At 71.4% G+C, this 22,799-nt stretch carries 24 protein-coding genes; 10 read left to right on the plus strand and 14 right to left on the minus strand.

Going from position 1 to position 22,799, the window contains the following annotated elements:
* The first annotated feature begins 1 nt into the window (after nucleotide 1).
* Nucleotides 2-1,120 (plus strand): ABC transporter permease, encoded by a 1,119-nt coding sequence (locus ACZ5XS_RS20915; protein ID WP_468653377.1) that lies wholly within the window; start codon nucleotides 2-4, stop codon nucleotides 1,118-1,120.
* A 1-nt stretch (nucleotide 1,121) separates the two neighbouring features.
* Nucleotides 1,122-2,165, plus strand: coding sequence for an NAD(P)-dependent alcohol dehydrogenase (locus ACZ5XS_RS20920; RefSeq protein WP_468653379.1), 1,044 nt, complete (start codon nucleotides 1,122-1,124; stop codon nucleotides 2,163-2,165).
* 205 nt (nucleotides 2,166-2,370) lie between these two features.
* Here the strand turns inward: ACZ5XS_RS20920 and ACZ5XS_RS20925 are convergent, their stop codons facing one another.
* The 3 genes from ACZ5XS_RS20925 to ACZ5XS_RS20935 form a co-directional block, all read right to left on the minus strand.
* Nucleotides 2,371-3,150 carry a ThuA domain-containing protein gene (locus ACZ5XS_RS20925; protein ID WP_468653381.1) on the minus strand — a complete coding sequence of 260 codons (780 nt, stop codon included), beginning with the start codon at nucleotides 3,148-3,150 and terminating at the stop codon, nucleotides 2,371-2,373.
* Nucleotides 3,151-3,154: 4 nt separating this feature from the next.
* Nucleotides 3,155-3,919, minus strand: coding sequence for an SDR family NAD(P)-dependent oxidoreductase (locus ACZ5XS_RS20930; RefSeq protein WP_468653383.1), 765 nt, complete (start codon nucleotides 3,917-3,919; stop codon nucleotides 3,155-3,157).
* Between the two features lie 138 nt (nucleotides 3,920-4,057).
* Nucleotides 4,058-5,299, minus strand: a complete 1,242-nt coding sequence (locus tag ACZ5XS_RS20935; RefSeq protein ID WP_468653385.1) for an acyl-CoA dehydrogenase family protein — start codon at nucleotides 5,297-5,299, stop codon at nucleotides 4,058-4,060.
* A 247-nt stretch (nucleotides 5,300-5,546) separates the two neighbouring features.
* Between ACZ5XS_RS20935 and ACZ5XS_RS20940 the strand changes: the two genes are divergently transcribed.
* The 4 genes from ACZ5XS_RS20940 to ACZ5XS_RS20955 all read left to right on the plus strand — a co-directional run bounded on the left by ACZ5XS_RS20940 (nucleotide 5,547) and on the right by ACZ5XS_RS20955 (nucleotide 10,067).
* On the plus strand, nucleotides 5,547-7,085 hold the full coding sequence (locus ACZ5XS_RS20940) for an AMP-binding protein (RefSeq protein WP_468653387.1): 1,539 nt from the start codon (nucleotides 5,547-5,549) through the stop codon (nucleotides 7,083-7,085).
* 96 nt (nucleotides 7,086-7,181) lie between these two features.
* Nucleotides 7,182-7,787, plus strand: a complete 606-nt coding sequence (locus ACZ5XS_RS20945) for a histidine phosphatase family protein (RefSeq protein ID WP_217238092.1) — start codon at nucleotides 7,182-7,184, stop codon at nucleotides 7,785-7,787.
* Between the two features lie 29 nt (nucleotides 7,788-7,816).
* Entirely contained in the window at nucleotides 7,817-9,004 is a 1,188-nt protein-coding gene (locus ACZ5XS_RS20950; protein ID WP_468653389.1) for an acetyl-CoA C-acyltransferase, read from the plus strand.
* Nucleotides 9,005-9,059: 55 nt separating this feature from the next.
* A complete protein-coding gene (locus tag ACZ5XS_RS20955; protein ID WP_468653391.1) occupies nucleotides 9,060-10,067 on the plus strand; it encodes a PDR/VanB family oxidoreductase in 1,008 nt (335 codons plus the stop codon).
* Between the two features lie 94 nt (nucleotides 10,068-10,161).
* Here ACZ5XS_RS20955 and ACZ5XS_RS20960 read toward each other — a convergent pair whose 3' ends face one another.
* A complete protein-coding gene (locus ACZ5XS_RS20960) occupies nucleotides 10,162-11,163 on the minus strand; it encodes an aldo/keto reductase (RefSeq protein ID WP_468653393.1) in 1,002 nt (333 codons plus the stop codon).
* Between the two features lie 154 nt (nucleotides 11,164-11,317).
* Between ACZ5XS_RS20960 and ACZ5XS_RS20965 the strand changes: the two genes are divergently transcribed.
* On the plus strand, nucleotides 11,318-11,908 hold the full coding sequence (locus tag ACZ5XS_RS20965) for a TetR/AcrR family transcriptional regulator (protein WP_468653395.1): 591 nt from the start codon (nucleotides 11,318-11,320) through the stop codon (nucleotides 11,906-11,908).
* 71 nt (nucleotides 11,909-11,979) lie between these two features.
* On the opposite strand, the gene ACZ5XS_RS20970 is transcribed toward ACZ5XS_RS20965, so the two are convergent.
* The 3 genes from ACZ5XS_RS20970 to ACZ5XS_RS20980 are packed head-to-tail and all read right to left on the minus strand — an operon-like array spanning nucleotide 11,980 to nucleotide 13,055.
* A complete protein-coding gene (locus tag ACZ5XS_RS20970; RefSeq protein ID WP_468653496.1) occupies nucleotides 11,980-12,420 on the minus strand; it encodes a GNAT family N-acetyltransferase in 441 nt (146 codons plus the stop codon).
* Nucleotides 12,421-12,472: 52 nt separating this feature from the next.
* Nucleotides 12,473-12,640 carry a hypothetical protein gene (locus ACZ5XS_RS20975; protein WP_468653397.1) on the minus strand — a complete coding sequence of 56 codons (168 nt, stop codon included), beginning with the start codon at nucleotides 12,638-12,640 and terminating at the stop codon, nucleotides 12,473-12,475.
* Between the two features lie 55 nt (nucleotides 12,641-12,695).
* Complete coding sequence (locus tag ACZ5XS_RS20980; RefSeq protein WP_468653399.1) at nucleotides 12,696-13,055, minus strand: hypothetical protein; 360 nt, start codon at nucleotides 13,053-13,055, stop codon at nucleotides 12,696-12,698.
* A 510-nt stretch (nucleotides 13,056-13,565) separates the two neighbouring features.
* Here ACZ5XS_RS20980 and ACZ5XS_RS20985 point away from each other — a divergent pair.
* The gene (locus ACZ5XS_RS20985; protein WP_468653400.1) at nucleotides 13,566-14,447 is read left to right on the plus strand and encodes an SCO2400 family protein; all 882 of its coding nucleotides are present in this window, start codon (nucleotides 13,566-13,568) and stop codon (nucleotides 14,445-14,447) included.
* A gap of 78 nt (nucleotides 14,448-14,525) precedes the next feature.
* Here ACZ5XS_RS20985 and ACZ5XS_RS20990 read toward each other — a convergent pair whose 3' ends face one another.
* The 3 genes from ACZ5XS_RS20990 to ACZ5XS_RS21000 all read right to left on the minus strand — a co-directional run bounded on the left by ACZ5XS_RS20990 (nucleotide 14,526) and on the right by ACZ5XS_RS21000 (nucleotide 16,973).
* The gene (locus tag ACZ5XS_RS20990; RefSeq protein ID WP_468653402.1) at nucleotides 14,526-14,696 is read right to left on the minus strand and encodes a hypothetical protein; all 171 of its coding nucleotides are present in this window, start codon (nucleotides 14,694-14,696) and stop codon (nucleotides 14,526-14,528) included.
* A gap of 221 nt (nucleotides 14,697-14,917) precedes the next feature.
* Entirely contained in the window at nucleotides 14,918-15,916 is a 999-nt protein-coding gene (gene gap, locus ACZ5XS_RS20995; protein ID WP_468653403.1) for a type I glyceraldehyde-3-phosphate dehydrogenase, read from the minus strand.
* A gap of 100 nt (nucleotides 15,917-16,016) precedes the next feature.
* Entirely contained in the window at nucleotides 16,017-16,973 is a 957-nt protein-coding gene (locus tag ACZ5XS_RS21000; RefSeq protein ID WP_468653405.1) for a GlxA family transcriptional regulator, read from the minus strand.
* A 211-nt stretch (nucleotides 16,974-17,184) separates the two neighbouring features.
* Here ACZ5XS_RS21000 and ACZ5XS_RS21005 point away from each other — a divergent pair, with 211 nt between their 5' ends.
* Nucleotides 17,185-17,325, plus strand: coding sequence for a hypothetical protein (locus ACZ5XS_RS21005; protein WP_468653407.1), 141 nt, complete (start codon nucleotides 17,185-17,187; stop codon nucleotides 17,323-17,325).
* Between the two features lie 129 nt (nucleotides 17,326-17,454).
* On the plus strand, nucleotides 17,455-18,528 hold the full coding sequence (locus ACZ5XS_RS21010; protein ID WP_468653409.1) for a TauD/TfdA family dioxygenase: 1,074 nt from the start codon (nucleotides 17,455-17,457) through the stop codon (nucleotides 18,526-18,528).
* A gap of 308 nt (nucleotides 18,529-18,836) precedes the next feature.
* Here the strand turns inward: ACZ5XS_RS21010 and ACZ5XS_RS21015 are convergent, their stop codons facing one another.
* From ACZ5XS_RS21015 to ACZ5XS_RS21030, 4 genes are all read right to left on the minus strand, one after another.
* Nucleotides 18,837-19,484, minus strand: coding sequence for a CoA transferase subunit B (locus ACZ5XS_RS21015; protein ID WP_468653411.1), 648 nt, complete (start codon nucleotides 19,482-19,484; stop codon nucleotides 18,837-18,839).
* Nucleotides 19,484-20,254 (minus strand): CoA transferase subunit A, encoded by a 771-nt coding sequence (locus ACZ5XS_RS21020; RefSeq protein WP_468653413.1) that lies wholly within the window; start codon nucleotides 20,252-20,254, stop codon nucleotides 19,484-19,486. Before ACZ5XS_RS21020 ends, ACZ5XS_RS21015 begins: the two co-directional genes overlap by 1 nt.
* Nucleotides 20,255-20,410: 156 nt before the next feature.
* Nucleotides 20,411-21,574: a hypothetical protein gene (locus ACZ5XS_RS21025; protein ID WP_468653415.1), complete on the minus strand. Its 1,164-nt coding sequence runs from the start codon at nucleotides 21,572-21,574 to the stop codon at nucleotides 20,411-20,413.
* Entirely contained in the window at nucleotides 21,571-22,782 is a 1,212-nt protein-coding gene (locus ACZ5XS_RS21030; RefSeq protein ID WP_468653417.1) for a Dabb family protein, read from the minus strand. Before ACZ5XS_RS21030 ends, ACZ5XS_RS21025 begins: the two co-directional genes overlap by 4 nt.
* Between the last annotated feature and the right edge of the window lie 17 nt (nucleotides 22,783-22,799).

Raw genomic sequence — 22,799 nt, forward strand, 5'->3', positions numbered from 1 at the left:
CATGACATCCACCCCGACCCGGGCCGCGGAGCTCCGGCCGACCGGACCGGACGTCCCCGCGGTGTCCGCCGCGGCGGCACCGGGCGCACTGGGCCGGCGCGCAGTGGCCGCCCTGTCCTTCCGGAACATCGGCGCCGTCTACGTGTGGCTGCTGATCGCCGTGCTCTTCTCCGTGTGGGCGCCGGACACGTTCCCGACCGTCACCACGGTCAAGCAGGTCCTCAACGGCAACGCCGTCGCCGGGCTGGTCGCGCTCAGCGTCGTCCTTCCGCTGGCCGCACGCGTCTTCGACCTGTCGGTCGCCTTCACCATGTCCCTCACCAGTGTGCTGACCGCCTACTTCATGGTCACCTCCGGTCTCGGCGCCGGCATCGCGATCGCCCTGGCGATGACCGCCGCCCTGCTGATCGGGCTGATCAACGGAATCGTGGTCGTGGTGCTGCGGGTCGACTCGTTCATCGCGACTCTGGCCACCGGCGCACTGATCCAGTCCCTGATCACCATGGTCACCAACGACAGCTCCATCACCGGCGTGAAGCTGCTGGCCAAGCCGTTCGCGAGCATCGCCCAGCTCGACGCGGGCGGCATCACGCTGCCGGTGCTGTATCTGGTCCTCGCCGCGACGGCCATCTGGTTCCTCCTGGAACACACCGCCACCGGACGCCGGTTGTACGCGACCGGCTTCAACGCGGACGCGGCACGGCTGCAGGGCGTACGCACCGACCGGCTGCGATTCCTGACCCTGGTGGCGTCCGCGCTGCTCTCCGGTCTCGCCGGAGTCGTCTTCGTGTCCTCCGTGGGATCCGGATCGCCGACCGCGGGAACGCCGTACCTGCTGTCGGCCTACGCGGCGGCCTTCGTCGGTGCGACCCAACTGCGCGCGGGCCGCTTCAACGCCTGGGGAACGGTGATCGCGGTGCTCCTGCTCGGCACCGGCATCACCGGGCTCGGGCTCGCCACCAGCGCACAGTGGGCCGCCAGCCTGTTCACCGGCTCGGTCCTGATCGTCGCGCTCGTCCTCACGGGCGGACGGATCGCACTGCCGGCCGTGCTTCGCCGTCGCAAGCCGGGTGCCGTCGCCGAGGCTCCCAGAGTGCCCGCCCCGGACCAGGAGTCCTGACATGAAGGCGATTCAGTACCGCTCCGTGGGCAGCGCCCCGGAGGTCGTCGAGGTCGCGATGCCCGAGCCGGGACCGGGCCAGGTGCTCCTGAAGGTGACGGCAGCCGGGCTGTGCCACTCGGACCTGGCGGTCATGAGCTGGCCGGAGGAACAGTTCCCCTACCCGCTGCCGATGACGCTCGGTCACGAGGGCGTCGGCATCGTCGCGGCCCTGGGCAGCGGGGCCACCGGGGTGTCCGAGGGCGAGGAGGTGGCGGTGTACGGCCCGTGGGGCTGTGGCCGCTGCCGCAAGTGCGCCGAGGGCAAGGAGAACTGCTGCCCGCACGCCGCCGGCCTCGGCATCATGCCGCCCGGGCTCGGCTCGCCGGGCGCTCTCGCGGAGTACATGGTGGTGGACTCGCCGCGCCATCTGGTGCCGCTGAACGGGCTGGACCCGGTTCAGGCCGCCCCGCTCACGGACGCCGGCCTGACTCCGTACCACGCGGTCCGCACGTCCCTGCCCAAGCTCGTGCCGGGCAGTACGGCGGTGGTGATCGGCGTCGGCGGCCTGGGCCATCTCGCGGTACAGCTGTTGCGTGCCCTGACGCCGGCCCGGGTGGTCGCGCTCGACGTCAGCAAGGAGAAGCTGGAACTCGCGCAGGCCGTCGGCGCGCACGAGACGCTCCTCTCCGACGGCGAGGCGGCGGCTCGGGTGCGGGAGCTGACCGGCGGCATCGGAGCCGAGGTGGTGCTGGACTTCGTGGGGGCCGCGGCGACGCTCGCGGTGGCCGCCGCGGCGGTGGCGATGGAGGGCGATGTGACCGTCGTCGGCATCGGGGGCGGCACGCTCGCGGTGGGCTTCGGCGGTGGTCTGCCCTTCGAGGTGTCCGCCTCCGCGCCCTACTGGGGCAGCCGGGGTGAACTCATCGACGTGCTCGAACTCGCGCGGCGGGGACGTGTCTCCTCGCACGTGGAGACCTTCTCGATCGAGGACGCCCCGCTGGCGTACGAGCGCCTGCACGCGGGGAAGATCAACGGCCGTGCGGTGGTGCTGCCGCACGGGTGAACGGGGGCGGTTGTGGCGGCTTCCTCGCCCCCGCCGCCCCTTCCCGTTCCGTCCCTGGGGGCTGCGCCCCCAGACCCCCGCTTCGGCCTGAACGGCCTCGTCCTCAAACGCCGGACGGGCTGGAAATCAGCCCCTCCGGCGTTTGAGGAGCGGGGGTTTGGGAGCGGAGCCCTCAAGGTCGGGAAGGGGCGGCGGGGGCGAAAGGCTAGGGCTGCGGCCGCTCGCCCACCATCCGCTCCACGCAGCGCCCGAGCACCGTCAGGAACTCCGGTGTCTCCCAGGGTCCCGGGTCCACCCGCCCGGTGTCGTCCACGCCCAGGTCCTGCACGTCGTACCGGCCACGGCAATGCCCGAGAGTGAAGTAACAGACCTCGCCCTGCCCGTGCCGCTTCAGGTACAGGACAGGACGGGGCGCCTCGTCGAGCGCGGCCGAGTCCCCCTCGGCGAACCCGCGGCACGGCCCCGTGTACTCGGCGTGGAGCAGCACCTCCAGCTCCCCGTGCAGCTCGCACACGTACAGCTCGTCAGTCACCGTGAACGGCTCGACACCGGCGACCAGCGGATGCTCCGGCCGGGTCACCCGTACCTCGTACGGCTCGATCGGCGGGTGGGCCAGGAACTGGCTGCCGAGCACTCCGGCCAGTTCCCCGAGGAGCCGGGGCGTCGTGAAGACCCTCGGCCCACCGTCGGCCGGCGCCTCGATCACCGAGTTGGTGCCGTGCAGGGCGAGCCAGCGCCCACCCCGCGCCACGAACCGTGCCAGCGCGTCCCGTTGGGACGGGCGGGGCCGCACATCGCAGGTGTAGGTGACCAGCAGGTCGGCCTGCTCCAGTGCCGGCAGGCAGTCGTAGTCCTGATGGACGGTGGTGCGCACCCGGGGGTGCTCACCCAGCATCTGAAGCAGCCTCAGCCGCGCGTAGTCGAAGTCGTGCCACCTCCCGCCGCAGACCAGCACGGCGTCCAGGCGGCCGGCCGGGCCCGCCACGGGCTCAGTACTGGACGCGGGTGAGCAGCCCGCCGTCCACCACGAGGTTGACTCCGACGCAGAAGGAGCCGGTACGGCCCAGCAGGAACGCCACTGCCGCGGCCACGTCCTCCGCGGTGCCGTAGCGGCCGATCGGCAGCTTGGCGAGGACCTCTTCGTACACCTCCGGGCGGCTGGTGCGGATGGTCTCCCAGGCGCCGCCGGGGAAGTCGATGGGGCCGGGCGAGACGGTGTTGACCCGGATGCCCTTCGGGGCGAGGGCGTGGGCGAGGGCGGACGCGTGCTGGACGACGGCGGCCTTCAGGGCGGAGTACGAGTTGGCTCCGGCCGGGCGGGCGGTGTCGGAGGCGTTGGTGGTGCCGATGGCCACGACGGCGGCCCGGTCGGAGGCCTCCAGATACGGCAGGGCCGCCTCGACGAGTGTCGCGAACGGGATCAGGTCGCCGCGCAGGCTGGCCTCCCACGACTCGGGGCCCTTGACGTTGCCCGCCGAGACGTTGGACACCAGCAGGTCCAGTCCGCCGAGTTCGGCGGCCGCCCGCTCCACGAAGCCCGCGAGGGCGGCCGGGTCGGTGACGTCGACCGGCTCGGCGAACACGGTCGCTCCCTCGGCGCGCAGTTCGGCGGCGGCCTTGGCCAGCGCCTCCTCACCGCGGGCGCACAGCGCCAGGGCGCAGCCCTCGGCGGCGAGGGTTCCCGCAATGGCCCGGCCGATGCCCCGGCTCGCACCGGTCACCAGCGCGTTCGCACCTGTCAGTCCCAGATCCATCGATGTCACTCCTCGGTCGTTGCGGGTGTCTTTGTTGCGGATGCCGCTCGTTGCGGATGTCGCTGGTTGCGCGTGTCCGCTGCGGCGGGGGTTCGCTGTTTCGGGTGTTCGCCGTTGCGGGTGGCGTCCACCCGCGGCTCAGTTGCCGGACAGTTCGGAGAACGGCACCTTGTCGACCCGCGGCTCCCCCGGCAGCTTCAGCACCCGCTCGCCGATCAGGTTGCGCTGGATCTGGTCGGTGCCTCCGGCCAGCCGGTAGCCGGGAGCGCCGAGCAGGTGCTCGGTCCAGGCGAAGGTGCCGGGCTCGCCGGTGTCGGCGCTGATGCGGGCGCCCATCAGTTCGGCGGCCACCTGTCCGGTGCGGGTGAGCAGATCGGAGGCCATGAGCTTGGTCAGTGAGGCCTCGGGTCCCGGCCGTCCGCCGGCCGCGCTCGCCCGGGCGACGCGGTCCACGGTGGCGGCGCGCAGCGCGCTGCGCACGTACAGGTCGGCGAGCCGCTGGCGCACCAGCGGGTCCCCGGTCCGGTTCAGCGAGCGGGCGAGGGCGAGTACGTCGTCGAAGGTGCCGCCCTTGCGCCGGTTTCCGGAGCCGGAGGCGGTGCGCTCGAAGGCGAGGGTGGCGTTGGCGACTTCCCAGCCCTGGCCGGGGCGTCCGATCCGCAGTCCGTCGGGGACGCGTACGCCGCTGAGGAACACCTCGTTGAAGGAGGCGCCGCCGCTCATCTGGCGGATCGGGCGGATCTCCACACCCGGGCTGTCCATGGGGACCAGGAAGGCGGTGATGCCGGCCTGTTTGACGACGTCCGGGTCGGTACGGGCGAGCAGCAGGCCGTACTCGGCGAACTGGGCGCCCGAGGTCCACACCTTCTGGCCGTCGATCACCCACTCCTCGCCCTCGCGCCGGGCGCGGGTGCGCAGGGCGGCCAGATCGGAGCCGGCGCCGGGTTCGCTGAAGAGCTGGCAGGCCAGCAGGTCGGTACGGAGGAAGGCGCGGGCGTAGGTCTCGCGCTGCTCCGGAGTCCCGAACAGGGAGACCGACATGGCGACCAGCCGCACGGTGACGCTGATCAGCTCGGTGGACGGCGGGACGTCGAACGCCGACTCCTCCTGTGCGAAGAGGGCCGCGTGGGCGGCGGTCAGACCCTGGCCGCCGTTCTCCTCGGGGAGGGTGAGGGCCTGGTAGCCGGCCTCGTGCCGGGCGCGTTGGTAGGCGCGGCAGCGGTCGAGCAGCTGTCGCTCCTCCTCGTCCGTGAGGTTGTGGAACACGGCGAGATCGGCGGCGGTGTGACCGGTGGTCTCCGCTGCCCGTCGGGGGTGGAGGGTCGCGGTCAGCCACTGCCGGACCTCGCCCCGCCACTCGTCCACGTTCGGTTGGGGCATGGTGACCTCCTCGGCACACGGGTCCAGACGGCACTTACCAGATGACTGCTTCAGTAAGGGCGACTCGGATCAGAGCTGCACACCTGCCCAACAAGGGTGGGTGCCTCCGTCTCGGGTCAGAGTGTTCCGTACTTTCTTGATAAACGCTACAGTCTTGGCGTCGCCTCTCCCGCTGCCCGGCCGCTGGGCAGACGGGGTGCACCCGGTGGAGCGAGGGAGAGGGCGAACCAGGAGCGCCGGAGGATCCATGTCCCTACAGCCACTCGACCTGCGTGCCCGCGAACTGCCGAACGCGACCGCACTGGCCGACGACGAGGAAAGCCTGTCCTGGTCCGGACTGGCCGACCAGGTGGCACGCCTGTCCGGGCGCTTCCTGGAGGTCGCGCCCGAGCCGGCGGACCGGGTCGCCGTGCTGGGCGACAACGCCGTGGCCACGCTGGTGGCCCATCTGGCCGGTCTGCGGGCCGGCGTCGGGACGGTGGCCGTCTCCCGGCAGCTGACCGCCCGGGAGCTGGTCGACCTGCTCACCGACGCGGGCGCGAAGGCGGTGATCAGCGGACCGGCGGGAGAGTCGGCCGCCCGGCAGGCGGGCGCGGAACTCGGCCTCCCCGTCGTCGTCCACGGGACGCCGGCCAAGGACGGCGCCCTGGACTGGACCCAGTGGCTGGCCGAGGCGGAGCCGGTGCCGGTGCCCCTCGGCCGCCCCGCCCGCCCGCCGCTGGTCTACACGTCGGGCACCACGGGACGGGCCCGCGGCACCGAGGTGCGCTGGGTGCAGGGCCCGGTGCCGGACAGCGCCGCCTACCTGGAGGCGGTGGCCGCCCGGCCCGGCTTCCCCCCGGGACCGCACCTGGTGTGCGGCCCGCTCCAGCACAACGGGCCGCTCACCTCACTGCGCCATCTGGCGGCCGGCCAACCGGTGGTGATTCTCGGCCGGTTCGACGCGGAGTCCTTCCTGCACCGGGTGGAGCGGTGGCGGGTCACCTCCTCGGTGATGGTGCCGACCCACTTCACCCGCCTGCTGGCCCTGTCGGCGGAGGTACGCGAACGCTACGACGTCTCCAGCCTGATCCAGGTCGCGCACACCGGCTCCGCATGCCCACCGGAGGTGAAGCGCGCCATGATCGACTGGTTCGGTCCGGTGCTGACCGAGTCGTACGGAGCCAGCGAAGCGGGCACGGTCGCGCGCATCAACAGCACCGAGTGGCTGGAGCACCCCGGTTCGGTGGGGCGCGTCCAGTCACCCTTCGAGGTCCTGGTGACCGGCGACGACGGCCGCCCCCTGCCCGCCGGGGAGCTCGGACTGCTGGCCTTCCGCGCTCCGGAGGGCCGCGGCGTGCGCTACCACGCGGACGAGGAGAAGACGAAGGCCGCCTACGTCGCGCCCGGCGTCTTCACCCTCGGTGACATCGGCTATGTCGACCCGGACGGCTACATCTTCATCACCGACCGGGCCTCGGACGTCGTGGTGTCCGGCGGGGTGAACCTGTATCCGGCGGAGAGCGAGGCGGTGCTGCGCGAGCACCCGCAGGTCGCCGAGGTCGCGGTCATCGGCGTGCCCGACCCGGACTTCGGTGAATCGCTGCGGGCCCTGGTCGTCGTGACCGACGGACCCGGGCCGGCCGACGGCGAACTGCACACGTTCTGCCGCGAGCGGCTGGCCGCGTACAAGTGCCCGAAGACCTACGAGGTCGTCCCGGAACTCCTTCGCAACGCCATGGGCAAGCTCGACAAGCGGGCGATGCGCCGCCCCTACTGGGACTCCGACCGCACGATCGCCGGCTGAGCACCGCTGCCGCACCCTGACCGCTCACACGAACTCACTCCTCGTACGAACTCACTGCTCGTACGAACTCACTCGTACGCATGCGAAGGACCCTTCATGACGGAACTCCTGCTCGTCCGGCACGGCCTCCCCCGCGCGGGCGTGTTCGATCCGGGCCTGTCGCCCGAGGGCATCGCCCAGGCCGAGCGCCTGGCCCCCTGGCTGGCCGCCGAGGGCATCGACGCCCTCTACGTCAGCCCCTACCAGCGGGCCCGTGAGACGGCGGCGCCCCTCGAACGGCTGACGGGCATGACCGCCGCCGTACTGGAGGACCTGCGCGAGTGGGACACCGACGTCTCGCACCCCTATACGCCGCCGGAGCAGATCAACGCGGACGACCCTCGTTCGGTGGCGCTGGCCGAGGGACGCTACGAGGACTTCGTACCGGACCTGGACTGGGACGCGTTCCGGGCCAGGGCGGTGGGCGCCATGAACACCATGCTGGACGCCCATCCCGGACAGCGGATCGCGGCCGTGTGCCACGGCGGGATCACCAACACCTACCTCGCGACGGTGCTCGACATACCCCGGATGTTCTGGTTCCACCCCGGTTACACCTCCGTCAGCAGGGTGCGGCGGATGCCCGGGGGACGGATCGTTCTGCACTCGGTGAACGAGACCGCCCACCTGGTCGCGGAACGTTCCGTCGACGCCGTCCTCTGACCCACCCACACCCACAGGAGGTCCCGGACATGCCCGGATCCGTCATCGTCGCCGGCGCCAGAACGCCCATCGGCAAGCTCATGGGCGGGCTGAGCAGCCTGTCCGCCGCCGACCTCGGCGCCCATGCCATACGCGCCGCACTGTCCGCGGCGCTGCTGGACCCGGCCGACGTGGAGGCCGTCGTGATGGGCCATGTCGTCCAGGCCGGAACGGGTCCCAACACGGCCCGGCAGGCCTCGGTCGCCGCCGGCGTCCCGTTCGCCGTACCGGCGAGCACCGTCAACAAGCTGTGCCTGTCCGGGCTGCACGCCATCGCCCTGGCCGACCTCATGATCGCCTCGGGGCGTCACGAGGTGGTCGTGGCGGGCGGCATGGAGTCGATGTCCGGCGCCCCGCACCTGCTGCGCGGGTCCCGCACCGGCTGGAAGTACGGGGCGGCGACGGTCGAGGACGCCCTCGACCGCGACGCGCTGACCTGTGCCTTCGACGGGGTGTCCATGGGTGCGGCCACCGAGCGCTACCAGCGGCCCTTCGCGTTCACGCGTGCGGAGCAGGACGAGTACGGCGCGCTCTCGCACGAGCGGGCCCACCGCGCCCAGGAGTCGGGCGCGTTCGCCGCGGAGATCGCCCCGGTCACGGTGACCGGGCGGCGGGGCGAGACGGTCGTGGCGGCCGACGAGGGCATCCGGCCGCAGAGCACCGCGGAGAACCTGGGGCGCCTGAGGCCGGCCTTCTCCCCCGAAGGCACGATCACCGCGGGCAACGCCTCACAGCTGTCCGACGGAGCCGCGGCCGTCGTCGTGATGAGCGCGGACCGCGCCCGCCGGGAGGGTCTGACACCGCTCGCCGAGATCGGCGCCTACGGCACCGTGGCGGGCCCCGACCCGTCGCTGCTCGTGCAGCCGGCCGGGGCGGTCCGCGACGCGCTGGAACGCGACGGCCGGCTGAAGGCCGCCGACCTCGACCTCTTCGAGATCAACGAGGCGTTCGCCGGGGTCGCCCTGGCCTCCGTACGCGAACTCGGCGTCCCCCTGGAGAAGGTGAACGTCAACGGCGGGGCCATCGCCCTCGGTCATCCGGTCGGCATGACCGGCGCCCGGCTCGTCCTGACCCTCGCCCAGGAACTTCTCCGACGCGGCGGAGGCACCGGGGCCGCCGCGCTCTGCGGAGGCGGCGGCCAGGGCGACGCACTGCTGCTGCACGTACCGGGCGTCTGAGGTTCCCGACCTCCCGCCCTCGTCCCCCACCCGTACGAGACTCAGGTTGACGCACATGACCAACCCACCGCTCCAGGTCCTCCGGGGCACCGAGGCACCGCGGTCCCAGCCGGACCACAGCGAGACGACCCTCGTCGTGGACGCCCGCATCGAGGCCGCCGACGGTGTCGTCTCCCTCGTCCTGCGGGCCCCGGACGGCGAACCGCTCCCCGCCTGGGCGCCGGGTGCCCACATCGACGTACTGCTGGACAACGGCCTCATCCGTCAGTACTCGCTGTGCGGAGACCCCTCCGACGAGGCGGCCTGGCAGATCGCGGTGCTGCGCGAACCGGACGGCCGCGGCGGTTCGGCGTACGTCCACGACCGTCTCGGCGAGGGCTCGGCCCTGCGGGTGCGCGGGCCGCGGAACAACTTCCCCCTCCGCGCGGCCGAGCACCATCTCTTCATCGCCGGAGGGGTCGGCATCACCGCGATCCTGCCGATGGTGGAGGCCGCCGAGGCCGCGGGGGCGGACTGGCGCCTGTTGTACGGCGGCCGCACCCGCGGGTCCATGGCGTTCGTGGACCGCCTGGAGGGTCACGGGGACCGGGTGCTGATCCGGCCGCAGGACACCTTCGGCCTGCTGGACCTGGCCACCTTCATCGGCTCGCCCCGCGAGGGCACGCTGGTGCACGCCTGCGGTCCGGAGCCGCTGCTTCGGGCCGCGCAGGAGCAGTGCGCGGGCTGGCCCTCCGGGACCCTGGGCATCGAGCGGTTCGCCCCGGTCCGCCCGCCGGCGGCCGAGGCCGCTCCGGCCGGCGCCTTCGAGGTGGTGCTCAGCCGGTCGGGCCGCACGCTCACCGTCCCGCCGGACCGATCGGTGCTCGAAGTGGCGGAGGAGGCGGGTGTCCCGGTGCTGTTCTCCTGCCGGGAAGGCACCTGCGGCACCTGTGAGACGGACGTGCTGGAGGGCACCCCGGACCACCGGGACTCCCTGCTCGACGAGGACGAGCGCGCCGCGGGCGAGACCATGCTGATCTGCGTCTCGCGTTCGTGCGGGCCCCGGCTGGTGCTCGACCTCTGATCACGGACCGGATCCCGGGAACGGAGCTTCTCACTGCGCGGTGTCCCGCGGCCGGGGGACCTGCGGGAGCGGGTGCGCAGGCCGGCCTTGACGGTCAGCGGCGCCGCAGTGACGGGTCAAGCAGCGCGGGCGGGGTGTCGTACTTCTCGTGCGCGGCCAGGTCGGTGCCGGGAGCGACGATCTCGTCGATGGCGTCGAGTACGTCGGCGGTGAGCACGGTGTCGGCGGCGGCGAGCTGCGACCGTAGGTGGTCCGGCGCGCTGGTCACGGCGGGATGCGCGGTCACGAAACCGAGGGCGAGCTGGATCATCGTCAGCCCGGCCTCGTCGGCGACCCCGGCCAGTTGCTCGACGGCGTCGAGCCGGGCGCGGTTGGCGGGGATGGTGAGGTCGAAGCGTTCCGCCATGAACGCCGAGCGGCTGGTGGTGATGGTGCGGCCCTCGCGGATCGCGCCCGACAGCCAGCCCGAGGCCAGCGGGCTCCACGCCAGCACTCCGAGCCCGTACTGCTCGGTCACGGGCAGCACATGGCTTTCGATCCCGCGCTGCAGGATCGAGTAGCTGGGCTGTTCGGTGACGTAACGGCTCAGGTGATGGTCGCGTGCGGCCCACTGGGCCTGCACGATGCGGTAGGCCGGGAAGGTCGAGGAGCCGAAGTAGCGGATCTTGCCCGCGCACTGAAGGTCGGTCAGCGCCGACAGGGTCTCGTCGTCGCTCGTGCCCGGGTCCCATCGGTGGATCTGGTAGAGATCGACGTGGTCGACGCCGAGGCGGCGCAGGCTGTTGTCCAGCTCGGTGACCAGCCATCGACGCGAGGCACCCCGGTGATTGCGTTCGTCGCCCATCGGCATGCTCGCCTTCGTGGCCAGCACGATGTCGTCGCGGCGGCCGGCGACGGCTTTGCCGACCATCTCCTCCGACTCGCCGTCGCTGTACATGTCGGCGGTGTCGATGAGGTTGATCCCGGCCTCGAGGGCGGCGTCGACGAGGGCGGTGGCCTCGTCCTGGGTGGTGCGCCCGATCCTGCCGAAGTTCATGGCGCCGAGCGCGAGTGAGCTGACCTGCACACCGGTGCGGCCCAAGGTGCGGTACTGCATGACCGTGTTCCTCCCTTGTGGATGAAGCGTGGCGACCACGCATGGCTTGGTTGCGGGGCTCCCGCTCTGGCATCATGAGCAAACGGAACCTCGTTCCGGAAACATACGGAACACTGTTCCGTTTGACAAGCCCGGCAGCGGAGGGAGCGGCGTGGTGAACGACAGCGACGGGGGCACGGGGCGCTCGGCCCAGTCCAAGCGGGCGGACGCCCGGCGCAACAAGGAGACCCTGCTCGACGCGGCCGCCGCGGTCTTCGTCACGTCAGGCGTGGAAGCGCCGGTACGCGACATCGCGGCCAAGGCCGGGGTCGGGCTGGGCACGATCTACCGCCACTTCCCGACACGAGCGGATCTCATCATCGCCGTCTACCGGCACCAGGTCGACGCCTGTGCCGAGGCCGGTCCGGCCCTGCTGGCGAGCAGCCCGACACCGCACGCCGCCCTGGGCCGGTGGATCAGCCTCTTCGTCGACTTCCTGGTGACCAAACACGGACTCGCCGCCGTACTGCGGTCCGACGACGCCGGCTTCGACGCCCTGCACGCCCACTTCCTCGACCGCCTCGTGCCCGTCTGCGCCCAACTGCTCGACGCCGCGGCCGCATCCGGCGAGATCCGCCCCGACCTCGAGGCCTACGAACTCATGCGTGGCGTCGGGAACCTCTGCATCGGCGCGGACAGCGATGCCCGCTACGACCCACGCCGACTGGTCGAACTCCTCATCGCGGGACTACGCCGACCGCACTGACTCCCGTAAGTCCTGTCAACTCCGAGCGGACACGGGGAAGTTCGCCCGAAACCGGCGATGAGACCGGCCTTCTATGCCGGCCTGCGCACCATGAACACGTCGACGGGATCCTCGGACTCGACAGTGAACCCGTGGCGCACATAGAGGCTTCGGGCCGGACTGCCCTGCAGTACGTTCAGCCGGACAGGGACCCGGTCGCGGTCGCACGACCCCAACAGTTCGCGCAGCACACCCGAGCCGATACCGCTGCCCTGCAGATGCGGCGCCAGGTAGAAGTGTTCCAGCCAGTGAGCGTCCCTGGCCGGCCGCAGCGCCACACAGCCGGCGAACACGCCGCCCACCTCGATCACCCAGGTGTACGCGGGGTCGAACCCGTCGCGCAGTCGTTGCCGCACTCGACGCTCGTCGTACCGACCGAGCCGTTCCAGGTCCGCCCGTAACACCACGGCGCGCAACTCGGCCACCGCCTCGACGTCCGCCGGCGACGCCGGCCGGATTTCCCAGTCCGCCATGATCGCCACGCCACTGGCCGCGGGGCTTCCGCCCGGGCACCCTCCGACTCACTCAGGACGCGGACTCCGGCTGAACCGGGCCATGCCAGTTCAGTGCCTGCGTCACCTGGTGCTGCGTTTCTTCGGCTACCTGACGAGCCTCCGCCACGGCATCCCCGCGTTCACGCACCAGGCTCTCGTACACGGGCAGGTGGACGTTCTCGGCTGAGTTGGGTGTCATAGGGCTGATCCTTCTCGGTGTTGTGGTTCTGCCGCTTGACCGACTGGACATGCGGTCATTCGCGGTTGAGCCGCGCGGCGATTCCGTGACCCACCAACAGATAAAGCAGTGCGGGCAGGCCGTAGTCGAGGAGGACGCGAAGGCCCTCTGTGTCCATGGTGAAAATGTCCTGCGACCACCAGGCCAGCCGATCTGCCGTGCCATGCACGAACTCCACGAAGACACTGGCTTCGTTGGCCCCGAGCAGATGGAGCAGAATCCACAGGCCCAGGAAGCAGGCGGCGATGTCGGCGACCGTCTGGACAGCCAGGGCCGCGCGTCGTGTGGCGGTCCGGTCCCGGTGGGGGTGACGCGGTGGCCGGGTCGAGGGCTGGTCGTAGGACCGGTATCCGGACATCGGGTCGGGATTGCTCACGTGTTTCCCATCTGACGCATGATCGTGCAAGGCGGAGTACAGCGCTGTTTTCCGCGCCCCGAGCGCGATTCGCCGCACGGGTCCGTTTACGTCTGCGCCAGGCATCGGCCGCCGTGTTACACGCCCGCGAGACATTCAGAATTCGGGCACAAGTGCTGCGAATTTCCCCCTGAATGTGCGAGTGGCGTGCCCTTCTCAGGCTGAAGGTGATGCGCGCCAGGCATGTCGACCGGTTGGCCCACCACCGCAGATGGACCGCGGCCTCTTCGCAGTTCACGGTTCACGCCACGAAGACAGGCGCCGTCGCCATGGGCGGGGTCCGCCGCGCCGACTCAACCCCCACCGCACCCACGCGTAAGCCGCCAGAATCCCTGCACGAGCCTCACGCGGTCTGCACATTGCCTTTCGAAGGCGTCGTTAGTGTTACTGAACGCTCGATTCCACGTGCGAACGTGACCGGGCCGTGACCCCTTGTCGGGTCGACGGCGTGCCGACTCAGGAAGACCGCAGATGGACTACTGCTCCACGTGCCGCAGGCATCTCAATGGCGCCCTGGTGTGCCCCGGGTGCGGCGCCTACGCACCGGACATCGCTCCGGTCACCGCCGACGGTCACATCGACCGGGGTCTGTTCGCCACGGCGATGACCGGTGCGGCAGATGGATCGGAGTCCGCGGCCCGGGACACGCGGCATCAGGGCCGACTTCATGGCGGTGTGGACGGGTCGGCGGGCGCCGGCGTCCTGGAGAGGGTCCCGCAGTCCACCGGGTCCGGTGATCCCGAAGGCGTGCCGGCCGTGCCGGAGGGGCGGGCGGCACGGCGTCGCCAGCGTGCCCGCTGGAAGAAGAACCAGCGCCGGGCCGTGGTCGCGACCGCCGTCGCGCTCGTCGGCGGCGGCCTGACTCTGGCCTCGACGCACCGGCAGTCCAGCGACCGGGCGCACACGGCCACAGCGGCGACGGACCCGGGAACGAGTGCCGTCGAACAGCAGGCGGCGCAGGACGCGCGATCGACATCGACGGAGCCGGACGCACACCGTTCCTCGCCCACACCGCCCACACGGTCGCCCGCGCCCGGCCTTCCGCACGGGGAGTACGCCACCGCGTCGCTGCCCGCCACGCCGTCGAACGTGCAGCCCGACGCCGCTGCCCCTCCTCGTACGGCGACGCCTGCGGCCCCGCAGCCACAGTCCGCCGCCAACTCATCCAACACGACGGCGTCCGACCGCACCGACACCGCCGACACGGCCGACACAGCGGCAACGGCGCCTGCGCAGACGCCCGCGCCCGCTGCCACCGACGGCAGCACGGACTCGGGGACGTCACCGGCGAACACCGAGCCTGCCGCGACCTCGCCGTCGCAGATCTGCCTGCTCGTGCTGTGCGTGGGCTGACCACGCTCGGCCCAGGCATGCGGACGGGCTCGCGCCCGACATCCGCGACCGGCCACGAGCGCGGTGCTGCGCCTCGGACTACGCCAGTCGGGTGGGCGGCTTCCACTCCAGCAGCAGGATCGTCGCATCGTCCCGCAGGCGACTGGACTTCGTATCCAGGAACTCCCCGCGTCCGTGGTCACCGCATGCCACGGCGACGAAGAGGACCGTCAGTACGACGGTGGCCGACAGCACGCGCCTTGTCGGCATCGCCTTCATGCGCCTGCGAGTGCCCCGCCCAGGCGCCGTCATGACGTCCGCCGAGCCCTCGGATCGAGGTCCTGCGGGAGGAGGGCCCGCCCGCGGTGCGGTGCTCTGCGGCGGCGGCGACCGGATCCTTCATCCTGCTGTGGGATGAGTCCCGATCGTGCCGGCCGGTGTCGAGAGCCGGAGCTCGGTCAACCGGCTTGCAGCGGGCCCGAGTTCCCGGGTCAGCGGGCGGCGAGGAGCTCGAGCGTGTCGATCACGCGGTTCGAGAAGCCCCACTCGTTGTCGTACCAGGCGACCACCTTCACGTGGCGGCCCTCGACGCGGGTGAGGGCCGAGTCGAAGATCGCCGAGGCCGGATTGCCGGTGATGTCCGAGGAGACGAGCGGGAGGTCCGAGTACTCGAGGATGCCGGCGAGTGGCCCCTGCGCCGCGGAGCGGTATGCCTCCAGCACGTCGTCGCGCGTCACGTCGCGGGCAACGGTCGTGTTGAGCTCGACGATGGAGCCCACCGGAACCGGCACCCGGATCGAGTCGCCCGACAGCTTGCCGTCCAGGTTCGGCAGCACCAGGCCGATCGCCTTGGCGGCGCCCGTCGTGGTCGGCACGATGTTGACACCCGCGGCTCGGGCGCGGCGCGGGTCCCGGTGCGGGCCGTCCTGCAGGTTCTGTTCCTGCGTGTAGGCGTGCACCGTCGTCATGAAGCCGTGCTCGATCCCGGCGAGTTCGTCGAGCACCGCGGCCAGTGGCGCCAGCGCGTTGGTCGTGCACGAGGCGTTCGAGACGACCGTGTGTACGGCGGGGTCGTAGGCATCCGTGTTCACCCCGAAGGCCAGGGTGACATCGGCGCCGTCGGACGGGGCGCTGACGAGCACCTTCTTCGCGCCCGCGTCGAGGTGGGCGCCGGCGGCCTTGGCCGAGGTGAAGCGGCCGGTCGCCTCGAGGACGATGTCGACACCGAGTTCGGCCCACGGCAGTCGCGCCGGTTCACGCTCGGCCAGCACGGTGATCCGCCGGCCGTCGACGACGAGGGCGTCCCCCTCGACGGTCACCGGACGGCCGAGTCGGCCGGCCGTCGTGTCGTAGGCGAGGAGCCGCGCGAGGGTGGCGGGCTCCGTGAGGTCGTTGACGGCGACGACCTCGAGGTCGCTGTCGCGTTCGAGCAGTGCGCGCAGCACGTTGCGTCCGATGCGGCCGAATCCGTTGACGGCGATGCGAGTCATCAGTGGTGTCCCTTCCGTTTGCCACCAGGCTCGCTCGCGGCCGGCCCCGCTGACAGTGGCGTGATCGCCACGGTTCAAAAGGATCGCGCCAGTGGTCGGCCTACTCGCCCTGGGCGAAGGTGCGCCGGTACTCACTCGGTGTGGTGCCGAGGATGCGCTGGAAGTGCAGCCGCAGGTTCGCGCCGGTGCCGAGGCCGACGTCGGCGGCGATCTGCTCCACGCCGCGCTGCGAACGCTCCAGCAGCTCGCGGGCCATGTCGATGCGGGCGCGCATGACCCACTGCATCGGCGTGTAGCCGGTCTCCTCGACGAAGCGCCGGGAGAACGTGCGCGGCGAGACCGCGGCCTGCCGCGCCAGTGACTCGAGGGTGAGGGGCTCGCCGAGCCGGTGCAACGCCCATTCGCGGGTGGCGGCGAAGCGTTCGCCGAGCGGCTCGGGCACGCTGCGCGGCACGTACTGCGCCTGACCGCCGCTGCGATAGGGGGCCGCGACCAGGCGCCGGGCCGCGTGGTTCGACGCGGCCACTCCGAGGTCGCCGCGCAGGATGTGCAGGCACAGGTCGATGCCCGAGGCGGCGCCGGCCGAGGTGAGCACGCTGCCCTCGTCGATGAACAGAACGTTCTCGTCCACCTGAACGAGCGGGTGCCTCGCCATCAGCGCCCGCGTGTAGTGCCAGTGAGTCGTGGCGCGCTTGCCGTCCAGCAGACCCGTCGCGGCGAGCGCGAAGGCACCCGTTGAGATGGCGGCGAGCCGGGTGCCCCGCTGGTGGGCGGCGACCAGCGCGTCGACGACGGCCCGCGGCGGATCGTCACGGTCCGGGAGGCGGTAGCCGGGGAGGAACACGATGTCGGCCCACACGAGTGCGTCGAGGCCATGGGCGACGTGGTACGAGAGACCGTCGCCGCCGGTCACGAGACCGGGCGCCGCACCGCACAACCGCACCTCGTACGGCATGCTCGCGCGCGTCGTGAACACCTGCGCGGGGATGCCGACATCGAGCGGCTTCGCGCCTTCGAGCACGAGAACGGCGACGCGACGCAGGCGGGAGGCTGACACGGGGACAGGGTACGCAGGGGTGCGGGCAGGGGTTCCCGGGCGAGCCTCGGCTACCGGTATCTGGATCACCTGGCAGCGCTGCTTCCTGCGTCCACCGCCCCGTGTCGGCCATCCACTCCTCATGTACTGCATCACGAGACGACATCTCGCATATTGACGACGGCCCCGACCTCTCCTATGGTGGAGGCACTTCTCGAAAGGACGGACCAGCATGAGGCCAGTCGCCCTGATCGGCGCCTTGCTCGTGTCGTGCGCCGGCCGCCGGACCTACGACGAGCCGCTCAGCTACTTCCCTCCCCGCGAGGGACTGCGCCCCGGCACGGCTGTCGGCGAGCCTCAGACTCCCTTCTGAGTGCGGTTCGTCGCCACGTGACGAGCCCCCGCGACACCGAAACGCCCGTCGTCCTCGACGTCCGCGTTCGTCGCCCGTTGTGTCTTCGCCGACGGGCTTTCCCATCACATCTTCGAGGAGTGCATCATCGTGACCACCACTGTCGGTCTTCAGCCGATCTCCGGGCCGTCCGCCTGGCGCGGCGACGAGCTGTCGAAGTCCACCGAGTGGATCTACATCCTCAGTGACGCCGAGCGCGCCGAGCTGGAAGCCCTGGGACGGCGCTTCGTCGCCGACGACCCCGACCTGCGCACCGTCACAGCCGCCGACTACCCGTTCGACGCCTGTCGCGCCCTCAACGACGAGTGCGCCCGCCAGATGGACGCCGGCCGGGGCTTCATCCTGGTACGTGGCCTGCGGACCGAGGAGTACGGCGACCCCGTCTCCGGGGCCATCTTCTTCATCATGGGCCTGCACCTCGGCCAGCCGATCGGGCAGAGCCAGCGGGGCGACCTGCTCGACCACGTGATCGCCACGTCGAACAAAACGATGTCCGACGAGGGCGCGCTGCCCTCCCGCATTCGGGACCGGCTGCCGTTCCACTCGGACAGCTCCGACGTCGTCGCCCTGATGTGCCTGCGCGGCGCCAAGGACGGCGGGGCCTCCAGCCTGGTCAGCGGCACCACGATCTACAACGAGATGCTGCGCCGCCGGCCGGACCTCGCTGCGCGGCTCTTCGACACCTACCACTGGGACTGGCGGCGTCAGGACCCCGACTCCCCCGAACTCACCTACACCTCGCCGATCATCAGCCACGTCGACGGCATCTTCAGCACGTACGCCGGCAACTCGATGATCTTCAGCGCCCAGGAATACCCCGGTGTGCCCCAGCTGACGCCCGACCAGGCCGCGGCCATCACCCTCTTCGACGAGATCTCGCAGGAGCCCGGCCTGCCGATCGACATGGACTTCCAGCCGGGAGACGTGCAGTGGCTGCTCAACTACGCCGCACTGCACTCGCGGACCAGCTACATCGACCACCCGGAACCGGAGCGCCGCCGGCACCTGATACGGCTGTGGCTCAAGCGCGACGTCGGCCGGCCGCTGGCACCCCGGTTCGGCAAGCACGTCGTCGTGATGGGTGAGCCCACCACACCGCTGGTGCCGGGCGGCCGGTTCCGCATCACCGACGCCGTCACCGTCAACGACGACTGGGGCGTGTGACGGCGTTCGAGCGCCGCTGACCGTCCTCGTGCCCCCGGGGGAGAACTCGCGACCGCCGCAGCCAGAGCGACCTCTGGCTGCGGCGGTCGTCTGTCACGGCGGAGAAGCCCGGGAGCGCGCCCGGTCAGCGGAGTCGCAACACGTCGACCGGCCCGTCGGCTCACAGTCCGTCGGGCCGGCGATCTCACGCGCCGGCCCGGAGGCCGGGCGCGAGCAAGGCGATACGCCGGACCCCCAGGGACACCAGCCGTGTGCTGGAAGGGGTCCGGCGTCCGCCTGCATGGAGCGGATGTACTCGTCGCGGAGGGCTAGGCCCGGATTCCTTCAGCGATGAGCACCTTCGCCGCCGTCTTCACGGTGATCTCCTCGGCGGTCACGCCGGGGGCGGTCTCGACGAGGAGGAGGCCGGCGTCGGTGACGTCGAGGACACCGAGGTCGGTGATGATCCGCTCCACGCAGCCCTTCCCGGTGAGCGGCAGGTCGCACTCCTCAACGATCTTGGGAGTGCCGTCCTTGGCGGTGTGGGTCATGGTGACGATCACCCGGCGGGCACCGTGCACCAGGTCCATGGCTCCGCCGATACCGGTCACCATCTTGCCGGGGATCGCCCAGTTGGCGAGGTCGCCCCGTTCGGAGACCTGCATGGCGCCGAGCACGGCCGCGTCGATGTGGCCGCCGCGGATCATGCCGAACGACAGGGCGGAGTCGAAGAAGGCCGCGCCGGGCAGCACGGTGACGGTCTCCTTGCCCGCGTTGATCAGATCCGGGTCGACCTCGTCCTCGTACGGGAAGCGGCCGGTGCCGAGGATGCCGTTCTCCGACTCCAGTACGACGTGGACGCCCTCGGGCAGGTGGTTGGGGATGAGCGTCGGCAGCCCGATGCCGAGGTTGACGTACTCGCCGTCGCGCAGTTCGCGGGCCGCGCGGGCGGCCATCTCGTCCCGTGTCCAGGCCATCAGACCCGCACCTCCTGAGGTGTCACCGTGAGGTTCTCGATCTTCTTGTCGGCGGCCTGCTCGGCGCTGAGGGCCACGACGCGCTGGACGAAGATGCCCGGCAGGTGCACATGGTCGGGGTCGATCGCGCCCGGTTCGACCAGCTCCTCCACCTCGGCGATCGTGATGCGGCCCGCCATGGCGGCGAGGGGGTTGAAGTTGCGGGCCGACTTGTTGAACACGAGGTTGCCGTGCCGGTCGCCCCTGGCCGCCCGCACCAGGGCGAAGTCGGTGGTGATGCCGTGTTCCAGGACGTACTCGACGCCGTCGAACGCGCGGACCTCCTTGGCCGGTGAGGCGACGGCGACGCCGCCGGTGCCGTCGTAGCGCCAGGGCAGCCCTCCGTCGGCGACCTGGGTGCCGACGCCGGCCGGGGTGTAGAAGGCCGGGATGCCGCAGCCCCCGGCCCGCAGCCGCTCGGCGAGGGTGCCCTGCGGGATCAGCTCCAGCTCGATCTCCCCGCCCAGGTACTGGCGGGCGAACTCCTTGTTGCCGCCGATGTAGCTGCCGGTGACCCGGGATATCCGGCCCGCGTCGAGCAGCACGGCGAGGCCGGACTCCATCGCCCCGCAGTTGTTGGAGACCACGTCGAGTCCCGTGACGCCGGAGTCGTACAGGGCCTGGATCAGGGCCCCCGGAATTCCGCTGAGCCCGAAGCCGCCGACAGCGAGGGACGCCCCGTCGGGGATGTCCCTCGCCGCCTCGGCCGCAGAAGCGACCACCTTGTCCATCCGCCTGCCCACTTTTCTGCAGGGCGCTTGCACCCTGCGCTGATGCGAACTCGAGTTCACCATGGTTGATCCGGGGGTATGCCGGCCCCGGAGCCGGAACGGCTGCCGGTGCCCGCCCCGCCGCGCTCGGCACGGGCAGCACCGGGAACCGCGGCGCTACGCCGGCAGCTCGGTCAACAGCCGGCGGTAGATGCGCGCGTAGGCCGTCAACTGCCCCAACGACAGGGCATCGCGACGGGGATCGTCGGCGGCCGGCCTCGCCTGCGGGCCCAGGCGGACGGTGTCGACGCCGCGGGCGCGCAGTACGACGCCGTCGGTCGATCCCGTCCAGCCGGTGATGGGCGGCGGCTTGACGCCGAACTCCTCGCTCCAGGCCGCCCGTGCTGCCGTGACCACCGGAGCGTCGGCGTCCGTCGCGGCGGCCGGCGCGACCGGTTCGGCCTCCACCTCGACCGTGCAGTGGCGCAGCACCGACTTCGCGCACCGGGCCCGCAGCCGGTCGGCCAGCCCGGCCGCCAGCTCCGCCGGATCCAGCCGGTCACCGGCGACGACGTACAGATCGATCCGCAGCTGGGCGGGCAGCAGGTCCGGCTTGTCCGGCCATCCCCCGCTGATCGCGCCGATGCCGCACGCCCGGCCCGTCTGGCCGTCCTGCGGGTCGGCGGCCAGGTAGGCCGTGCGCCAGCGGGCCAGTTCGTCCAGGACGATGCCGGCCCGGGCGACGACTCCCCCGGGCGGCGTGGCCGACCGGGGCATCATCGCGGCCCCCGAGCGGCCGGTCACCCGGACGCTCAGGTAGAGCGCGCCCGGCTCGTGCCACAGCAGGGTGGGCGGGCCGCACTTGGCGACGATCGCCGCGTGCGGCAGCGGGTAGGCGTCGAGGTAGGCCTCGAGGCCGGTGATGCCGCCCGAGCGGCGGTGCGTCCCGGACCCGGCGAGCAGCAGCCGCCCGGCACCCGCCTCGGCGAACGCGACGAGTGCCGCCGCCGCCGGTCCGCGGGCGACCCCGAGACCGAAGCCGGCCAGCACGTCGCCGTCCACGCCGAGCGGGGCGACGGGTGCGGCGTTGCCGGTGATGAGCTGGTTGTGCGCCCCGCCGTCGTCCAGCGACGTGTCGAGGTGGGAGTACAGCAGCGGCCCGGCCCCGTGCGCGGCGATCAGGCTGCCGCCCGCGGGGCCGTGCTCCACCACCTGCCACTCGACGTGCGGCCACCGCTGCGCGCACCAGGCGCGCAGCCGGTGGGCCGCTGTCCGCTCCTTGCCGCGTGGAGCGGGGGTCGCGTCGAGCAGGTGCAGGACGTCAAGCACCTGCTGTCTCAAAAACGTCCCCAGTCGTCGGACGCCGGACGCCACACGTCGATGTTGCGCGGGTCGGCCGGCATCCTGCGGGCCCGGTGCGTCTCGTGCTCCTCCGGCGTGAGCACCCGGTGGCTGTCGCACAGCTCGAAGCGCGGGCCGAAGCGCGTGTCGTGCAGGTAGAACGCGATCGACGTCGACGCCGAGTGGTTGACGATGTCGGAGGCGATCGGCGCGCCCTTGTACAGCGCGCGGGCGCGCATCCGCATGACGTGGTCGAGGCTCTTCATCGCGAAGCACAGGTGTGCGGTGAAGTGCTCCTTGTTGTTCTGCACCGCGAGGCTGTGGTGGTAGCGGTCCTCGCCGCGGAAGAACGTGGTCGAGCCGACGACGTAGTCCGAGGGCATGAACCGCAGGACGTTCTGGTAGAAGTCCAGCGACTCCTGGTACTTCGCGGTGGCGATGAAGGGGTGCACCAGGTCGAGCGGCCGGATCTCGATGTGCGGCGGCTCGGCGTACTCCTGGAACTCGGTGAACAGCTCGATGACGAGACCGTTCGGGTCCTTCACGGCGAAGCCGTTGTCGCACAGCGCCTGCTGCCGCTCCTGCAGCTGAAGGACCTCGAGGCCGGCGTCGAGGACGCTCTTGTGCAGCTGCTCGAGGACCTCCTCGCTCTCAACGCTGTAGCCGACCGCGGTCGTCCAGCCGTCGGTGCGCTCGGGCGCGTGGATCAGCTCGATCGCGTGGTGCTCGATGTCGGCGCGCAGGTAGGCGTACTCGTCCGTACGCTGCTCCAGCTGCAGTCCGACGTGGTATTCGAGGAAGTCGATCGTGGCCTGCATGTCCGGAACCTCGATCCGGGCGTACTCCATGCCGTACGGGCCGTGGGGGCGGGTGCTCACGGGCGCTGTCCTTCCTGGGGCGAGCGAGGGACGCTCGGCGTACTCGAACGAGGTGATGGCCTGCCGGTCGATGACCGGTCGCCAGCGCGTGTGCACGAAGCTCTCGTGGGACTCGCTGCCGAGATAGGCGAGCAGGTCGTCCTGGCTGTCGAAGTCGACGGCCATGGTGTGGGTGAAGGTCTGGTCGCGGGTGCTGACGTTCTCGCCGAGGACGAAGCCGCGCATGGCCGGGTACCGGTCGGGGAAGGTGCGCAGCTCGGCCAGCACGGACTCGCGCGTGGCCTGGTCGATTCCGTCGGCGAAGCGGAAGGACAGGGTGTGTCGGATCATCGGGTCACCGTCCGTCG

It is taken from the genome of Streptomyces sp. NPDC033131 (assembly GCF_055578365.1).

What these genes read in the sequence shown, in the direction of transcription:
- ACZ5XS_RS20970 (WP_468653496.1), bottom strand. Translation starts at nt 12,420, where the DNA reads ATGGCGGACTGGGAAATCCGGCCGGCGTCGCCGGCGGACGTCGAGGCG.
- ACZ5XS_RS20955 (WP_468653391.1), top strand. Translation starts at nt 9,060, where the DNA reads ATGACCAACCCACCGCTCCAGGTCCTCCGGGGCACCGAGGCACCGCGG.
- gap (WP_468653403.1), bottom strand. Translation starts at nt 15,916, where the DNA reads ATGACTCGCATCGCCGTCAACGGATTCGGCCGCATCGGACGCAACGTG.
- ACZ5XS_RS21030 (WP_468653417.1), bottom strand. Translation starts at nt 22,782, where the DNA reads ATGATCCGACACACCCTGTCCTTCCGCTTCGCCGACGGAATCGACCAG.
- ACZ5XS_RS20930 (WP_468653383.1), bottom strand. Translation starts at nt 3,919, where the DNA reads ATGGATCTGGGACTGACAGGTGCGAACGCGCTGGTGACCGGTGCGAGC.
- ACZ5XS_RS20920 (WP_468653379.1), top strand. Translation starts at nt 1,122, where the DNA reads ATGAAGGCGATTCAGTACCGCTCCGTGGGCAGCGCCCCGGAGGTCGTC.
- ACZ5XS_RS21005 (WP_468653407.1), top strand. Translation starts at nt 17,185, where the DNA reads ATGAGGCCAGTCGCCCTGATCGGCGCCTTGCTCGTGTCGTGCGCCGGC.
- ACZ5XS_RS20940 (WP_468653387.1), top strand. Translation starts at nt 5,547, where the DNA reads ATGTCCCTACAGCCACTCGACCTGCGTGCCCGCGAACTGCCGAACGCG.
- ACZ5XS_RS20915 (WP_468653377.1), top strand. Translation starts at nt 2, where the DNA reads ATGACATCCACCCCGACCCGGGCCGCGGAGCTCCGGCCGACCGGACCG.
- ACZ5XS_RS21015 (WP_468653411.1), bottom strand. Translation starts at nt 19,484, where the DNA reads ATGGCCTGGACACGGGACGAGATGGCCGCCCGCGCGGCCCGCGAACTG.
- ACZ5XS_RS20985 (WP_468653400.1), top strand. Translation starts at nt 13,566, where the DNA reads ATGGACTACTGCTCCACGTGCCGCAGGCATCTCAATGGCGCCCTGGTG.
- ACZ5XS_RS20960 (WP_468653393.1), bottom strand. Translation starts at nt 11,163, where the DNA reads ATGCAGTACCGCACCTTGGGCCGCACCGGTGTGCAGGTCAGCTCACTC.
- ACZ5XS_RS20935 (WP_468653385.1), bottom strand. Translation starts at nt 5,299, where the DNA reads ATGCCCCAACCGAACGTGGACGAGTGGCGGGGCGAGGTCCGGCAGTGG.
- ACZ5XS_RS20945 (WP_217238092.1), top strand. Translation starts at nt 7,182, where the DNA reads ATGACGGAACTCCTGCTCGTCCGGCACGGCCTCCCCCGCGCGGGCGTG.
- ACZ5XS_RS20950 (WP_468653389.1), top strand. Translation starts at nt 7,817, where the DNA reads ATGCCCGGATCCGTCATCGTCGCCGGCGCCAGAACGCCCATCGGCAAG.
- ACZ5XS_RS20975 (WP_468653397.1), bottom strand. Translation starts at nt 12,640, where the DNA reads ATGACACCCAACTCAGCCGAGAACGTCCACCTGCCCGTGTACGAGAGC.
- ACZ5XS_RS20990 (WP_468653402.1), bottom strand. Translation starts at nt 14,696, where the DNA reads ATGCCGACAAGGCGCGTGCTGTCGGCCACCGTCGTACTGACGGTCCTC.
- ACZ5XS_RS21020 (WP_468653413.1), bottom strand. Translation starts at nt 20,254, where the DNA reads ATGGACAAGGTGGTCGCTTCTGCGGCCGAGGCGGCGAGGGACATCCCC.